Genomic DNA, 14,986 nt, shown 5'->3' with positions numbered 1-14,986 from the left:
ATGGTCGGAGTGAGAGGATTCGAACCTCCGACCCCTGCGTCCCGAACGCAGTGCTCTACCAGGCTGAGCCACACTCCGACATGAGGAGGGGGCTTATAGCGACGGGTTTTCACCCCCGCAAGCGCCGTTTCCTCGTGTTTGAAAATAGTGTCGAAAGCGGGTGTTGCATCCCGCGAAACCTTGGCGTATTCGACCGCCTCCCCGCCGCAGGGCGGGTGTACGCCGGTCCTGCTGGGGAATGGTGTAATGGTAACACTACGGTTTTTGGTACCGTCATTCTAGGTTCGAGTCCTAGTTCCCCAGCCATCCGCTCATCGGGCATCCGAAAACCTTGGCCCTCATCGGGCGCTCCCCGCGCGCAAACAAAAGGCCCGCCGGCGAACCGGCGGGCCTTTGCGTTCTTGCGAGCGTCTGAGCTTAGTCGCTCTCGGAATCGTCGTCCGAGATGGTGACCGCAGCAGCCACGAGGATGGCGCCGCCGATAACCAGCACGGCGATCGGGATGCCGGCAAACTCGCTCGACTCACCCGTCGAGGCGCCGATGCGGTCGCCGACGCGGGCGACAGCGGTGTTGTTCTGAGCGGCGGCGGCCTGACCGGCCACCAGCAGCAGACCAGCCGTCACGGCTGCGATGGTCTTCTTCACGTCGTTAGCTCCTGAATCGATAAAGCGGATAGGCGTGGCCTACACCGACCCGCTCGCACAATACGGTGTAGGTTCTATGAAAGTGGATGGGCGGTGGAGGTTAGTGGGCCGACTGTTGCCCGGAGGCCTCAATCGGCAGGCGCACCCGTACGCCCACGCCCTGACCCGGTGCGGCTTCGATGCTCATCGATCCGCCCAGATGCTCGACCAACCCCTGAACGAGCGACAGGCCCTCGCCGGGCTCCGGCTGTTCTGCGCCGACACCCGAATCCCGCACCACCAGACTGACGCCGCCGACCGCGCGTGAGAAGGCGACCGCGATCGTGCCACGCCGTCCGTCCGGGAAGGCGTGGCGCACGGCGTTCGAGATCAGCTCATGCGTGATGATCGCCAAGGGCAGGACGTGGCTGTCCGGCACCATGGCCGCCTGGCCCCGGAACTCCAGCTTCACCGGCCGCCCTTCACAGGCGCGGCTCCAGAAGGCGGCCACGTCATCAAGATAGGCGGCGAAATCCATGGGGCCGTCGGCGGTTACGCGTCGGCTGATCAGTTCGATCGCCGCGGTGACATCGCTCAGCCAGGTGAGATGCCGCACGCTCTGCGGATCCCTGGCCGCGCGCAGCCGAATACCGACCAACGTCTGCAACAGCTGGTACCCGCCAAGCAGGCGTCGTTGCAGTTCAACAAGATGCTCTTGGTTGGCCGTGGCCATAATTCCCCCAGCAATGGAAATCGGGATTGTTCCTAGACCAGCCTGAACCAAGTCGCCAGTCGTGCGTTTGGACTGTCCGCTAACCGACACAGACGTTAAGTGTCCCGGTTTGCTGGGGGAGTTTGAGTGTCGGTTACACCGGACCTGCGGGTCATGATTGTCGAAGACCAGGCCTTGCTGGCCATGGAGCTCGAACTCGTCATCGGCGAAGCCGGTTGCGACGTGGTCGGCTGCGCCATGGACAAGGCGAGCGCCTTCGCTATCGCGGACCGCGAGCGACCGGATCTCGCCCTCATCGACGTCAATCTTCTGGACGGGATGACGGGGCCGCAGATCGCCCAGAAGCTGGTGAGCGACTACGGGGCCGCCGTCGTGTTCCTGACCGCCAACCCCGAACAGATACCCGATGGCTTCGCAGGCGCGCTCGGCGCCGTATCCAAGCCTTTCGACGAGCAGACGATTCGCGCCGTGGTGAGTTTCGCCCGGCAGTTCATCCTGCACCGTACTCTCGGCGAGCCGCCGCGAAAGTTTCGTCTTGCGCCGTGGCTGACGACGCCGCCGGACGACATCGCGCCGCACTGAACCTCAGCACGGCGCGACGCGGCTCTACTGGATTTTCAATCGGGCGAAGATCATGCCGCCATTCGGGCTGTCGCCATACAGCGGCTCCAGAGCGTGCGGCACGCGGTTGAAGGCATAGAGGCCGCCCAGGCCTAATCGGATGTTGGCCGCCAGGCGCCAGTCGTGAACGACGCCGATCGACGCCTTGGTGACGGCATACAGGTCTCCGTGTCCTCCGCCTGCGCCGGGTACCAGCTCATCCGTCTGGATGCGCTCCGCTCGCCCGAACAGGGTCCAACGGTCGTCAGCACTGACCGCGCTCTCCAGCAGCCACCCATCCTTCGATTCGCTGTGATCGTTCGTCTTGCGGCCCCAGGCGAGGGTTGAGGACCACCAGCCGGCGCCGAGGCGACGGGTGTGAATCGCGCTGGCCGACCACTTGGTTTCGTCCTCGTCAGGCTCCAGCTGTTCTGGCGCCGACACGTCTGCATACGAAGCCTGCAGCGACCATTCCGGCGAGGGGTTCCACGATCCCCGAACCGCCCAGCTGTCCAGACGCGGCGGGTCGAAGTCATACCGGTCCTGATCGGGTTCGCGCCCCTTGAAGGCCGACGCCTCGATCTTGAACGCGTCTCTCGCCCATCCCAGCGTGGTCACGCCGAAAACGATGTGGGTCGAGTCCAGCCAGTGGTGGGTGATCGGCGCCTCCGGGCTGTCCATGGCGCTCATGCGGTGCATGAAGGCGGGCGGGCCGAAGGCGGGTTCGCCGGGGTAGCCGATGTAGGCGAAGACGGTGTCGCGATCAGTGACGGGGCGGGCGTAGCTGGCCGACAGCTCCATCACCAGCTCGTGCGGGTGCTGGCGATCCACCAGCGGATTGACCCCGTCCGCCGTCTCGCCCGCGGCCAGCAGCAGGGGATAGCCGTCCTTGCCGATGAACGGATCGGGGCTGAGCATGGCGCGAAGGTTCAGCGCGGATCCGTCATCGAACCGGCGGAGCGCGGAGCCCATGACCATGCCGCTGACGAAGGTCTTGTCGTCTCCCCGTGGACCGGATTGCCAGTTCTGCACAAGATTGAGCTGGGCGTGCCCCATCAGCATCCAGTCGCCGCGCATGGCATGCAGGCCGCCATGCTCTGACCGATCGGGCTGCCAGCTGGTCCCCGAGCCGTCGCGGGTCATGGGCCAGGGGCCGAGCGGGCTGGCCATGACCGGATCCGCGTCAGGCTGCGGCGCAGCCGTCATTCGATGCGCCGAATGGGGATCAGGGGCCTGGGACTGGGGAAGGGTGTGATGTTGATGGTCCTGCGCCATCGCCGGCAGGGCGAGGACAAGCAGGGATGCGCCGGCGAGGGGCGCGACGAAGCGGGCCATGAGAGGCTCCTTTGATGGCTGTTGATCGAACGCCGGCGCAAGGCCGGCCGTGGGTCGATCAGCCTCGTGGAGGCATGGGCTCGGGCGCGGGCGCGCGGCCATTCAGAGACGATGCCAGCGTAGGCTGAGGCAAGGTCGGAGTTTCCGCGGTTCCGTCTGACGTCAGCAGGGGCAGGGACGCCGTCACGCACATTGCGCAACAGGCCATGGCTTTCATCGTCTTGCCCGGCGCCTCGTCCTGTCCTCCATGATCGCCATGCGTCATGGCCGCCTCGTGACACGGCGGCGTCGACGGGGAAGCGACAGCGACCGCCGCCGCGCCCAGCGTCAGGGTCGCGAGGGCGCCCAGCAGGATCAGCAATGACCGGATCAGATGCGGCATGCCGCTGATCTAGGCCTCCCCGTCGCCCGCCTCAAGTCACGAGCCCGACAGGTCGAGCCCGTCGCCATGCGGCGGACCGGCGTCCGGGGACAGATCCAGCTGCATCACCATGACGTCGAGCCATCGGTCGAACTTCCAGCCGGCGTCGCGCCACACGCCCGCATCGGTGAAGCCCAGGGCGCGGTGAAGGGCCAGCGACGCCTCGCTGGTGTCGCTCTGGCTGATTACGCCCATCACATGACGCAGACCCAGCGCCCGGGCCTCGCCGATCAGTGCGTTCAGCAGTGCACGGCCAACGCCCTGTCCCTGCATGCCGGGCGCCACATAGATCGAGTTCTCGGCTGCGTAACGATAGGCCGCCCGGGTTCTGAACGGCCCCAGATAGGCGTAGCCCGCGAACACGCCGTCGACCTCGGCCACGATCCACGGCAGGCCATAGCCCTTCACCGTGGCGAATCTCCGGCCCATCTCGATCTGCGATGGCGGTTCCAGCTCAAAGGTGGCCGTGCCGTCCAGAACCTCCCGCGCGTACAGCGCGCTGATGGCCTTCAGGTCGGTTTCCACGGCGTCGCGCAGGCTGACAGTCATCGGCGTTTCCTTGTCAGCGTTCGTCAGTGGCGCTTCCGACGATCGTCGTTATCCTGAATACGGCTCAGCTGGAGGGGATCATGAAACAGCACGTCGTCATAGCCATAGTTGCGGCTGTCGCCACATCGCCCGGCATTGCGTCGGCGCAGTCGAAGCCGGGCATGGGCGGTGGAAAGCAGGCCGCCCCGACGTCCACTGTCGACCTGCGCGCCTGTAACCGCAGTGGTCGAAGCGCGAGCGTAGCAGTGTCCTATGTCGAGATTGGAACGAGTCAGTTCGTCAATCGCGGCTGGTACGATGTCGCGGCCGGATCGTGCGTCGACCTGCCCTCGACAGACAACGCCAACTTCTATTTCTACGCCGACGCCACGGACGGATCGGGCCGCCGGTGGCAGGGCGGCCACACTCTCTGTGTCGAGTATCCCGGCCCCTATACTTTCTATTCGACCGGCGGCACGGAATGCGCGGCGGGGCAGGAGGTTCGCAACTTCGTCGCGGCTCACGCCGACGAGCCGGGTCCCTGGATCTGGAACCTCGACCCGTAGGCGCAGGCCGATCAGGCCTGCTCCCAGCCCTTCTGCACGGCCCAGACGGCGAAGGCGTAGTTGACCGCCAGCTCCTTCAGATAGTCGAAGCGGCCGGAGGCTCCGCCGTGGCCGGCCTCCATGTTGATCTTCAGCAGGATCGGCTTGCCCGACGTCGTCGCGGGCCGCAGCTTCGCGACCCACTTCTCCGGCTCCCAGTAGGTGACGCGGGGATCCGACAGGCCGCCGGTCGCCAGCACGGCCGGATAGTCCTGGGCCGAGACCTGATCGTACGGGCTGTAACTCATCATGTAGTCGTAGGCTGCGGCGTCCTCTATGGGATTGCCCCACTCGGGCCATTCCGGCGGGGTCAGCGGCAGTGAGGTGTCGCTCATGGTGTTGATGACGTCCACGAAGGGCACGTCGCCGATGACGCCAGCCCACAGGTCGGGGCGCATGTTGTTGATCGCACCCATCAGCATGCCGCCGGCCGAGCCGCCATGCGCCACGATGTTCCCGGCCTTGGTGAAGTTGCGCGAGATCAGATGTTCGGCGGCGGCGATGAAGTCCGTGAAGGTGTTCTTCTTGGTCATCCGCCGGGCCGACAGGAACCAGTTCCAGCCCTTGTCCGAGCCGCCCCGGATGTGGGCAATGGCGTAGATGAAGCCGCGATCAACCAGCGACAGCCGATTGGTCGAGAAACTGGCGCCCATGGGAATGCCGTAGCTTCCGTAGCCATAGAGCAGTAGGGGTGCGGTCCCGTCGACCGGCGTCGACTTGCGACGCAGGACAGTGACCGGGACCAGCTGTCCGTCAGCGACAGGCGCGTTCAGGCGCTCGACGACATAGTCCGCCGGATCGTGCCCGGACGGTACCTCCTGCACCTTGCGCAGGGTCCGCTCGCGGGTCTTCAGGTCGTAGTCGTAGGTCGAGGTCGGCGTGGACGGCGAGTTGTAGCCGTACCGCATGACCGTGGTGTCGAACTCTGATGCGCCGCCCAGCGACAGGCTGTAAGCGGGCTCGTCGACGGCGATCTCGTGTTCCTGACCGGCTCGGTCGCGGATGACGATGCGGGTGTTGGCCTCCGCGCGCTCCTGACGGCCGATGAAGTCCTTCACCAGCGAGACGCCCTCGATATAGCGGCCGGGCGTATGCGGGATCAGGTCTTTCCAGTTCGCCTTGCCCGGCGTGGCGGTCGGGGCCTCGCAGACCTTGAAGTCGACCGAGTCGTCCGCGTTTGTGTGAATGACCCAGCGATCGCCCCAGTGATCGGCGTCGTATTTGCGCGCCACCTCGCGGGGCTCCAGCACCTTCGGCTCGAGGGTGGGCGTGTCGCCGGGGACGTAGCGGGTCTCGGAGGTCTCCTGATTGTTGATCGAGATGACGACGAAGCGATCGTCAGCCGTACGACCGACGCCGATGAACATGCCGTCGTCGGTTTCGTCATAGACGAGGGTCGTCTCGCCGCCGCGTGCGGGGCGCCGGAATATCTTGTCCGGCCGGCCGTTGTCGTCGCGGTTGGTCCAGAAGATCCACTGGCTGTCCGGCGAGAAGGTGAAATTGCCGGTCGCCGATCCGATGGGATCCGGCAGTACTTCACCCGTCGCCAGATCCTTGACGAAGATGTTGTGGACCTCCGAGCCCTGCGCGTCCTCGGCGTAGGCGAACAGGGCGTGGTCGGGGCTGTGCTCGGTGGCCGAGACTTCCGAATAGGCCTTGCCCTTGGCCAGTTCATTGGCGTCCAGCAGTAGCTGAGGCGTCGGGGCGACGATGAAGTTTTTGGTCAACGGCTGGCCGTCGACCATCCACGTACCCTGACGTTCGACGCGCATATAGCGGGGGTGTTGATCGCCGGTCTTGTACTCGACGTAGTATTCCCACTCGCCGTCGGGGGCCGGAACGGAGCTGTCGGCCTCCTTGATGCGGCCCTTCATCTCGTCGAACATCTGGGCCTGCATCGGCAGGGTCGAGGCCATCATGGCCTCGCGATAGGCGTTCTCGGCCGTCAGATGCTCCTTTACGTCCGCCTTGATCAGGGTCGGGTCGCGCAAGACCGCCTGCCAGTTGTCGTCCTTCATCCACTGATAGTCGTCGGTCCGGGTGCGCCCCAGCTGCTCGATCGTGACGGGGATCTTTTTCGCCACGGGCGGGACGGGACGGGTCTGGGGCATTGAGGTTCCGGAAGAGGTTCTGGCTTGGACGGGCAGGGCGGTGGCCGCGAGAGCGGCGGCGGAGGTGGCGATCAGGTCGCGGCGGTTCATGGGTCTAACTCCCCCGAGCGTGTTTCGGCCGGACCTTGTGCGCGCCGATGCGCGGCGTCAAATGACTCCATGGTTATGCAGGATATGCCGCCCGAGCCGCCCGCCGCTGAAAGCTGGGGCGCGCCGGAATGGGACCTGACGCTGGGGCTGATCGCCGCGACGGTTCAGATCGACCAGCCGTCCACGCCGGGCCAGCGCACGGTCGGGACGGGCTTCCTGATCGACGCGCCGAAGCCGGATGGTTCGCCGCGAACAGTTCTGGTCACCGCCGCCCACGTGCTGGAGCGGATGACTGATCCGCAGGCGCGCATCGGCTGGCGCGTGGCCCTCGCCGACGGCGCGTGGCGGTTCGCGCCCGAACCCCTGACCATCCGCGACGCCGGCGGCGTGGCCCTCTGGATGAAGCATGCCGAGCGCGATGTCGCGGTGATGGAGGTGACGGCGCCAGAGGCCTTCGCGCGGGCGGCCATTCCGCTGGACTGGCTGGCCGATGCGCGGGCCTTCGACCAGTGGCAGGTCCGGCCGGGCGATGAGTTGCTGACGCTGGGCTATCCGCACGGTCTGTCGTCGAACCGGGCCGGCTTTCCGATCCTGCGGGTCGGACGGGTCAGTTCGTGGCCGCTGACGCCGATCTCCGCCTTCCCGACCTTCCTGCTCGACTTCGCGGTCTCGCAGGGCAACTCGGGCGGGCCGGTGTTCTGGACGCCGAGCGCCCGGCGCAGGCCTGATGCGCCCGTGCCCGATCACCCCTTCATCGCCGGGGTGCTGGTGCAGGAGGTGCAGGGCGGCGGCGAGGGTCTCGACCTCGGCGTCGTCGCGCATGCGGAATACGTCCGCGAGACGATCGCCATGCTGGATGCGGTCAGCCCCTAGCCGGCCAGCACGTCCGCCGACATCCGCTCCAGCAGGGCGCCGCCCTGACCGATGGCGGCAAGACGGCTCGAGGCGTGGCCCAGCACGTTCGCCGCATAGACCTCGTAAAGCGCGATCTTGCCCTCCAACCACGCCGCGTCGCCCTGACCCGCATCCAGCTCCGCCCGGGCCCAAAGCGCCGCCTTGGCCAGCATCCAGCCGCCGGTGACGTCGCCCAGCAGTTTCAGATAGGCGTCCGCCCCGGCGAGCACGTCGGCGGCCCGGGCCGGATCGGACTTGGCGTCGAGCAGCCAGAGCGTCGCGTCCTCCACGGCCTCGACAGCCGCCGCGAAACGCTCGACGGGTTTGCCGGAATAAAGACGGTGCAGCTTCGCCAGCGTGGTCTTCATGTCCGCGATAAGGTCACGGGCCGCCTGTCCGCCGTCCTGACTAAGCTTGCGGCCGACCAGATCCATGGCCTGGATGCCGTTGGTGCCCTCGTAGATCGGGGCGATGCGGGCGTCGCGATAGAACTGGGCCGCGCCCGTCTCCTCGATGAAGCCCATGCCGCCATGGATCTGGACGCCGAGCGAGGCGACCTCGCAGCCGACATCGGTGGACCACGCTTTGGCGATCGGGGTGAACAGGTCCTCGCGACCCTTCCACGCCTTGCGGGCGGCCTCATCCGGCGCATGCTTCGCCATGTCCGCCGCCACACCGCAGGACAGGCAGATGGCGCGCGCGGCGGCGATCTTCGCCTTCATCACCGAGAGGGTCCGGCGCACGTCGGGATGATCGATGATCGGGCTGTTCGACTGGCCGCTCCACACGCTGCGGCCCTGACGACGCTCCTGCGCATAGGCCAGCGCATGCTGGTAGGCGCGCTCGGCGATGCCGACGCCTTCGACGCCGACGGCGAGGCGGGCGGCGTTCATCATGACGAACATGTGGGCGAGGCCCTCGTTCGGCCGCCCGACCAGTTCCGCGGTCGCGCCCTCGTAACTCATCACGCAGGTAGGCGAGGCGTGGATGCCCAGCTTGTGCTCGACGCCCACGGGCCGGAAGCTGTTCCGCTCGCCCAGCGTCCCGTCCGCGTTCACCGCGAACTTGGAGGCGAGGAAGAGGCTGATGCCCTTCGGTCCCGGCGGCGCGTCGGGCAGGCGGGCCAGCACCATGTGGACGATGTTGTCCGTCGCGTCGTGGTCGCCCCAGGTGATGAAGATCTTCTGGCCGCGAAGCTCATAGGTCCCGTCGCCTTTCGGGGTCGCCGTGGCGGTCAGTGCGCCGAGGTCAGAGCCGGCGTGCGGCTCGGTCAGCACCATCGCCCCGGTCCATTCGCCCGACACCAGCCGCGGCAGGTAGGTCGACTTCTGATGCGCGTTCCCGACCTGCTCGAGCGCCTCAATGGATGCAAGGGACAGCATGGGACACAGACCGAACGCCATGTTGGCGGCGTGCACGGTCTCATAGGCCGCCAGCTCCAGCGCCTTGGGCAAGGCCTGTCCGCCGGCCTCGGCGTTGGCGGTCAGGCCGGTCCAGCCGCCCTCGGCGAACTGGCGATAGGCGTCCGCGAAGCCCGGCGCAGCGGTGACCGACCCGTTGGCGTATTTCGCCCCGGCCAGATCGCCCGGCCGGTTCAGCGGCGCCAGCACCTCTTCCGAAAACTGGCCCGCCGCCTCCAGCACCGCGCCCATCAGCTCGGCGTCATAGTCGGGGAAGGCCCCGGTGGCGGCGACCTGATCAAGGCCTGCCACGGCCTGAAGGGTGAAGGCGAGGTCGCGGATCGGGGCGCGGTAGGTCATCGAAAATCTCCTCACCGGTTCATGCCGCCTTGCCGCAGGGTGAGGCAAGCGACTTGGCGCGGGACGCACGGTGGGACAAGTTGTAAGGCGACGCACCGATGGAGCAGACCTTGGCCGAACCCCGCAACCGATACTCGACCGTCTCGCTCGTCCTGCACTGGGTAGTCGCGACGATGGTCCTCTGTCAGGTCCTGCTGATCACGGTGCACGAGGCGCAGGAGGGGCCGGATCCCTTCGTCGGCCTGCACAAGGCGGGCGGTGTGACCATTCTGGTGCTCACCCTGATCCGCATCCTGTGGCTGTTGGCCAATCCTGCGATCGCCCTGCCGGACCGCATGCCGCGCTGGGAGAAGTTGTTCGCCCGCGCGACCCATGTGCTGTTCTATGTTGCCTTGATCGTCATCCCGCTGACCGGCTGGCTGGCGTCGTCGGCGGGCGGGCGCGAGTTCACCTGGTACGGCCTGTTCCAATGGCCGCTGCTGCCCATCGGCGGCGGCCGCGATACGGCGCGCGACCTGATGGATCTGCACGAGATCGCCGTGAAGGGGCTGTACGTGCTCATCTTCCTGCATGTGGCGGGCGCCCTGAAGCACCAGTTCATCGACCGGGACAATGTGCTGCACCGGATGATCCCGATCATCCCGCGCCGGCCGTGAGCGCGTCCGAACACCAGGCGGCGGAGGCGCTGGCCCGTGGCGAATTGGTGCTGCTGCCGACGGAGACCGTTTACGGGTTGGCCGCGGACGCCGGCGATGCGAGGGCGGTGGCCGCGATCTTCGAGGCCAAGGGCCGGCCTCGCTTCAATCCCCTGATCGCCCACGTCGCCGATGCGACCGAGGCTGAGGCCATCGCTGTCTTCGACGGTCCTGCCCGCCGGCTGGCCGAGGCTTTCTGGCCCGGCCCCCTGACCATCGTCGCCCCGGTGCGGGACCGCGAGCGGGTCTGCGATCTGGCCCGCGCCGGTCTGGACAGCGTCGCTGTCCGCGTTCCCGGCCATGCCCGCGCCCGCGCCGTAATCTCCGCCTTCGGCCGCCCGGTCGTCGCGCCTTCGGCCAACCGCTCGGGACGGCCCAGCCCCACCACCTTCGCCGACGCCGTTGAAGAGACCGGCTTCGCCGCCGCCGCCGCTGTCGACGGCGGCCCCTGCGCAGTCGGCGTCGAAAGCACGGTGGTGTCGGTGTTGGACGGCCGCGTCGCCGTCCTGCGCCCCGGCGCCGTGACCCGTGAGGAGATCGAGGCGCTTATCGGCCCGCTGGACAGCGGCGGCGAGGGCCATCGCTCCCCCGGCCGCATGGCCGTTCACTACGCCCCAGATTCGCCTGTGCGGATCAACGCCGAGGCCGCAGGCGAGGGCGAAATCCTTCTCGGCTTCGGCCCCCATGTGGGCGACTCTCGCTGGAGTCTCAGTCCGACCGGAGACCTGCGAGAGGCGGCAGCGAATCTGTTCCGTCGGTTCCGCGAGGCGGATCGCGAAAAGCCTGCAGGCATCGCTGTGTCGCCGGTGCCGGCGGAAGGGCTGGGGGAGGCGATCAATGATCGGCTCAGGCGCGCTGCGGGGTTCGTCGGATAAGCTGGCGCTACAAAAACCGCGCCCTGACATCCACGCTCGACCGCTCTCCCACGGCGTCGAAGCAGGTCTCCAGCCAGACCTCCGCCGCCTCGCGGCCGTAACCCTTGAGGCGGTTCAGGAAGGTCCATTCCGTATCGAACTTGGAGCCCAGAGACAGTGAGCCGAGCCAGCGGTCGCTCTCGATGGCGTGCATGCGGATGGCCTCGGCGCGGTGACGGCCGTCGGGCTTCAGCCGGCCATCGGCGATCAGGGACTGGAGCAGGGCGAAGGCTCGCAGTTCGGCGACCAATGGGGCGTTGAAGACGATCTCGTTCAGCCGGTCCATGATCTCGCCGGCCGCACGCGGCGCCTCCTCGCGAACGAAGGGGTTCAGCGGCAGGATCAGGACATCGTCCGGCGTGTCCGGATGGATCAGCGGCCACAGCGCCGGGTTGGCGAGATAACCGCCGTCCCAGTAAGGCTCGCCGTCGATCTCGACCGCCTGAAACAGGTGGGGCAGGCAGGCCGAGGCCAGCAGCACCTTCGGGCTGATCTCTGCTGTCCTGAAGAGGCGGGCCCGCGCCTGTTTCACTGCCGTGGCCGAGATGAACATGGCGATCGACGAGGCCCGCACCGCCTCAAAGTCGATGGCGGCGTCGAGCACGCGCTCCAGCGGGTTCAGGTTGAACGGATTGAACTGGTAGGGGCTCATCGACAGGGCGAGGTTCTCACCCGTGCGCCACAGGCCGGTGTCCTTCAGCCAGCCCGGCGTCAGGGCCGAGCTCCAGATCGCGGAATCGCCGAAGACGTTGCGGCCGCCCGACTGGTTGACCTCGCGCCAGAGCAGGTCCAGCTGCTTTCGCGCGCCCTCGGCGCCACCGGTCTCCAGCCCTGAAACCAGCGCCGCGGCGTTCATCGCGCCTGCGGAGGCGGCGGTGACGGCGCGGATGTCGAGTCTGTCGTCTTCCAGCAGACGGTCCAGCACGCCCCACTGGAACGCGCCGTGCGCGCCGCCGCCTTGTAAGGCCAGGCTGACGGGGCGTCGGGGAGGGGAGGCCTTTCGTGTCACCGTCGGCCCCGTTTCATCGCTATTGCGCCGTCCAGCCGCCGTCGATCGCGAAGGACGCTCCGTTGGCCGACGCGCCGAGGTCGCTGACCAGATAGAGCATCATGCCGACCAGTTGGTCCGTGGTGACGAACTGCTTGGTCGGCTGGGCGGCGAGGATGACATCCTCGACGACCTTTTCCTTGCTGATGCCCCGCGCCCGCGCCTGATCGGCGATCTGGGACTGGACCAGCGGGGTCTCGACGTAGCCGGGGCATATGGCGTTGCAGGTGATCCCGTCGCGCGCGACCTCCAGCGCCACCGTCTTGGTGAAGCCGATGACGCCATGCTTGGCCGCGACGTAGGCGGACTTGAACGGGCTGGCGACCAGACCGTGGGCCGAGGCGATGTTGACGATCCGGCCTCGCCCTTGCGCCTTCATGATCGGGATCGCGGCCCGGGTGGCGTAAAAAGTCGAGGACAGATTGATGGCGATGATCTGTTCCCACTTGTCCGAGGGGAACTTCTCCACCGCCTCGACGTGCTGCACCCCGGCGTTGTTGATCAGGATGTCGACCCGGCCAAGCTCGTGCCGGCCATAGGCGACCATGTCCGCCACCTCGTCGCCGCGCATCATATTGGCGGCGTGATACCGGACGCGAACCCCGCAGCTGGCCTCCAGCTCGGACCGGGTGCGCTCGATCTCGGAGGGATCGCCCAACCCGTTCAGCACTACGTCGCCGCCCCGCGCGGCGATGCCGCGGGCCATCGCCAGACCGATGCCGGACGTCGAACCCGAGATCACCGCCACCTGACCCTTCAGGTCGCCGATGTCGCGGAACGCTTCGGTTCCGGTCACGTCGTCTCCACGCTTGGGCCACTTGAACATCGTCGTCTTATCCTGGGATGTTACGCGCCGGTTGAAACCGGTTCTCAGCCTTAGCCTTACGCCCGGCTCGCGTCAGGCTCAAGAATTTCCCGACCTGATGAATATCCAGTCCGTTTCGGTCGAGGTGGCCTTGTCGAAGCGATAGCCGTCGCGGTCGAACGCCTTCAGTTGCTCGGACTCTTCGATCCGCTCGTCGATCGCGAACCGCGCCATCGCCCCGCGCGCCTTCTTGGCGAAGAAGGAGATAATGCGCCGATCGCCGGCCTTGTCCTCATAGAACTGCGGCGTGACCACGCGCAGCTTCAGGGCGCGCGCGTCGACCGCGCCGAAATATTCCTGGCTGGCGAGGTTCACCAGCGTCTGGTCGGGCTGGCCGTCCGCGTCGGCGTTCAGCTGCTTCGAGATGCGGTCGCCCCAGAAGTCGTAGAGGCTGGAACCTCGCCGCGTCTTCAGTCGCGTCCCCATTTCCAGCCGATAGGGCTGGATGCGGTCCAGAGGCCGGAGCAGGCCGTAGAGACCGGACAGGATGCGTAGATGATCCTGCGCCCAATCCAGATCGGCCTTGCCCAGATCACGCGCCATCAGGCCCTGATAGACATCGCCCGCGAAGGCGAAGGCGGCCTGTACGCCCTCGTCACGCGCGTCCGGATCGAAGGCGCGGAAGCGGGCCTGATTCAGCTTGGCCAGATCGTCAGATATGCTCATAAGCCGGCGCAGGTCGGCCTGGGTCTGGCGTCGGGCGGTCTTGATCAGCGACGTCGTGTCTTCAGGGAAGCGCGCGTGTGTGGCGTCGACGCCTTCGACTTCGGTGAAATCCAGACGCTTGGCGGGGGACAGGACGATCAGCATGGAGGCCCTGTTAGGCCGCTTCGACGACGATTTGAACCGGGCCCGGCGTCGCGGTCAGACGCGCGCTGCGTACAACTCTGCGAGAACTGCGGGCAGGGCCTTTGGCAGGTCGTCCGCCGTCAGACCCGGCCCGAACCGCGCTGCGGCCTCGGCGTGAATCCAGGCGGCGGCGCGGGCGGCGTCGAAACTGTCCATCCGCTGGGCGGCCAGACCTGCGATCATCCCCGCCAGCACATCACCGCTGCCGGCGGTCGCCAGCCACGGCGAGCCGTTCGGATTGATCGCAAGGCGCCCGTCCGGCGCCGCGATGACCGTCTCACGGCCCTTCAGCACAACGACCGCGCCGCTGCGCCTTGCAGCCTCCGCAGCAGCGGCTTCCCGTCCGCGTTCGAGCAGGCCCGGGAACAGCCGCCTGAACTCACCCTCGTGCGGCGTCAGCACGTCGTCGCGATCAAGCGAGGCGAACAAATCACCCGGCAGATCCTCGAACGAGGTCAGGGCGTCTGCATCCACCACCAGCGCCGCGCCCGTTTCGGCAAGCGCCCGGACGTTCATCATCGTGCCGTCGCCCACGCCCGCGGCCGGACCGATCACCACGGCGTCCATGTCGCGCGCTCCGTGGGCGAGGCTCTCCGGTGAATGAAACACCTCAAGCATGATCGCCTCGATCGCCGGCGCGATGATCGGCGCCGCATCGGGCGGGCAGAAGACGCGCACCACCCCCGCGCCGATCCTCAACCCGGCGCGGGCGGCCAGCCTAGCTGCGCCCGTGTGCAAAGCACGACCTGACACCACACCCAGCCTTCCCCGGGCATGCTTGTGCGCATCCGGGCCGGGCCAGGGCAGGGCTTCCCGCCAGTCGGTCAAATCGTGCGAGCCCATGGCGAGGCTTCTCCGTTCACGGATGGCGTCAGACAGCGAAAAACGCTTGCCTTATTGTGCAATGCAATGTC

Annotated in this window: 16 protein-coding genes and 2 tRNA genes; 6 read left to right on the top strand and 12 right to left on the bottom strand. The window is 67.1% G+C overall.

What is annotated here, in order from left to right:
* Position 1: 1 nt before the first annotated feature.
* Positions 2-78 (bottom strand) — tRNA-Pro (locus ACIQC9_RS06335).
* A gap of 154 nt (positions 79-232) precedes the next feature.
* Between ACIQC9_RS06335 and ACIQC9_RS06330 the strand changes: the two genes are divergently transcribed.
* Positions 233-306: transfer RNA gene (locus ACIQC9_RS06330), tRNA-Gln, on the top strand.
* A 111-nt stretch (positions 307-417) separates the two neighbouring features.
* On the opposite strand, the gene ACIQC9_RS06325 is transcribed toward ACIQC9_RS06330, so the two are convergent.
* Positions 418-645 (bottom strand): hypothetical protein, encoded by a 228-nt coding sequence (locus ACIQC9_RS06325; protein ID WP_400613565.1) that lies wholly within the window; start codon positions 643-645, stop codon positions 418-420.
* Between the two features lie 100 nt (positions 646-745).
* Positions 746-1,240 (bottom strand): sensor histidine kinase, encoded by a 495-nt coding sequence (locus tag ACIQC9_RS06320; protein WP_400613564.1) that lies wholly within the window; start codon positions 1,238-1,240, stop codon positions 746-748.
* Between the two features lie 243 nt (positions 1,241-1,483).
* Here ACIQC9_RS06320 and ACIQC9_RS06315 point away from each other — a divergent pair, with 243 nt between their 5' ends.
* A complete protein-coding gene (locus tag ACIQC9_RS06315) occupies positions 1,484-1,939 on the top strand; it encodes a response regulator (RefSeq protein ID WP_400613562.1) in 456 nt (151 codons plus the stop codon).
* A gap of 24 nt (positions 1,940-1,963) precedes the next feature.
* Here the strand turns inward: ACIQC9_RS06315 and ACIQC9_RS06310 are convergent, their stop codons facing one another.
* Genes ACIQC9_RS06310 through ACIQC9_RS06300 form a run of 3 tightly spaced genes read right to left on the bottom strand, consistent with a single transcriptional unit; the run spans position 1,964 to position 4,262 of the window.
* Positions 1,964-3,292, bottom strand: coding sequence for a hypothetical protein (locus ACIQC9_RS06310; RefSeq protein ID WP_400613560.1), 1,329 nt, complete (start codon positions 3,290-3,292; stop codon positions 1,964-1,966).
* 58 nt (positions 3,293-3,350) lie between these two features.
* Positions 3,351-3,674, bottom strand: coding sequence for a hypothetical protein (locus ACIQC9_RS06305; RefSeq protein WP_400613557.1), 324 nt, complete (start codon positions 3,672-3,674; stop codon positions 3,351-3,353).
* Between the two features lie 36 nt (positions 3,675-3,710).
* Positions 3,711-4,262, bottom strand: a complete 552-nt coding sequence (locus ACIQC9_RS06300) for a GNAT family N-acetyltransferase (RefSeq protein WP_400613555.1) — start codon at positions 4,260-4,262, stop codon at positions 3,711-3,713.
* Between the two features lie 80 nt (positions 4,263-4,342).
* Between ACIQC9_RS06300 and ACIQC9_RS06295 the strand changes: the two genes are divergently transcribed.
* Positions 4,343-4,807: a DUF1036 domain-containing protein gene (locus ACIQC9_RS06295; RefSeq protein WP_400613553.1), complete on the top strand. Its 465-nt coding sequence runs from the start codon at positions 4,343-4,345 to the stop codon at positions 4,805-4,807.
* An 11-nt stretch (positions 4,808-4,818) separates the two neighbouring features.
* Here the strand turns inward: ACIQC9_RS06295 and ACIQC9_RS06290 are convergent, their stop codons facing one another.
* Positions 4,819-7,047, bottom strand: coding sequence for a S9 family peptidase (locus ACIQC9_RS06290; protein ID WP_400613551.1), 2,229 nt, complete (start codon positions 7,045-7,047; stop codon positions 4,819-4,821).
* A gap of 69 nt (positions 7,048-7,116) precedes the next feature.
* Between ACIQC9_RS06290 and ACIQC9_RS06285 the strand changes: the two genes are divergently transcribed.
* A complete protein-coding gene (locus tag ACIQC9_RS06285; RefSeq protein ID WP_400613548.1) occupies positions 7,117-7,920 on the top strand; it encodes a trypsin-like serine peptidase in 804 nt (267 codons plus the stop codon).
* On the opposite strand, the gene ACIQC9_RS06280 is transcribed toward ACIQC9_RS06285, so the two are convergent.
* On the bottom strand, positions 7,917-9,701 hold the full coding sequence (locus ACIQC9_RS06280; protein ID WP_400613546.1) for an acyl-CoA dehydrogenase: 1,785 nt from the start codon (positions 9,699-9,701) through the stop codon (positions 7,917-7,919). The two genes, ACIQC9_RS06285 and ACIQC9_RS06280, sit on opposite strands and share 4 nt — an antisense overlap.
* A 98-nt stretch (positions 9,702-9,799) precedes the next feature.
* Between ACIQC9_RS06280 and ACIQC9_RS06275 the strand changes: the two genes are divergently transcribed.
* Complete coding sequence (locus ACIQC9_RS06275; RefSeq protein ID WP_400613544.1) at positions 9,800-10,357, top strand: cytochrome b; 558 nt, start codon at positions 9,800-9,802, stop codon at positions 10,355-10,357.
* A complete protein-coding gene (locus tag ACIQC9_RS06270) occupies positions 10,354-11,271 on the top strand; it encodes an L-threonylcarbamoyladenylate synthase (protein ID WP_400613542.1) in 918 nt (305 codons plus the stop codon). The genes ACIQC9_RS06275 and ACIQC9_RS06270 overlap by 4 nt, the downstream gene beginning before the upstream one ends.
* A 7-nt stretch (positions 11,272-11,278) precedes the next feature.
* On the opposite strand, the gene ACIQC9_RS06265 is transcribed toward ACIQC9_RS06270, so the two are convergent.
* From ACIQC9_RS06265 to ACIQC9_RS06250, 4 genes are all read right to left on the bottom strand, one after another.
* Positions 11,279-12,319 carry a patatin-like phospholipase family protein gene (locus ACIQC9_RS06265; RefSeq protein ID WP_400613540.1) on the bottom strand — a complete coding sequence of 347 codons (1,041 nt, stop codon included), beginning with the start codon at positions 12,317-12,319 and terminating at the stop codon, positions 11,279-11,281.
* Positions 12,320-12,338: 19 nt separating this feature from the next.
* Positions 12,339-13,184, bottom strand: a complete 846-nt coding sequence (locus ACIQC9_RS06260) for a 3-hydroxybutyrate dehydrogenase (RefSeq protein WP_400613538.1) — start codon at positions 13,182-13,184, stop codon at positions 12,339-12,341.
* A gap of 78 nt (positions 13,185-13,262) precedes the next feature.
* Positions 13,263-14,033 carry a peroxide stress protein YaaA gene (gene yaaA, locus ACIQC9_RS06255; protein WP_400613535.1) on the bottom strand — a complete coding sequence of 257 codons (771 nt, stop codon included), beginning with the start codon at positions 14,031-14,033 and terminating at the stop codon, positions 13,263-13,265.
* Between the two features lie 54 nt (positions 14,034-14,087).
* The gene (locus ACIQC9_RS06250; RefSeq protein WP_400613532.1) at positions 14,088-14,915 is read right to left on the bottom strand and encodes an NAD(P)H-hydrate dehydratase; all 828 of its coding nucleotides are present in this window, start codon (positions 14,913-14,915) and stop codon (positions 14,088-14,090) included.
* Positions 14,916-14,986 lie beyond the last annotated feature (71 nt).

Source organism: Brevundimonas sp. NPDC092305 (assembly GCF_044755415.1).
Classification (GTDB): domain Bacteria; phylum Pseudomonadota; class Alphaproteobacteria; order Caulobacterales; family Caulobacteraceae; genus Brevundimonas.
Note: the sequence above shows the minus strand (reverse complement) of the source record. Positions and strands in the feature narration are given on the sequence as shown.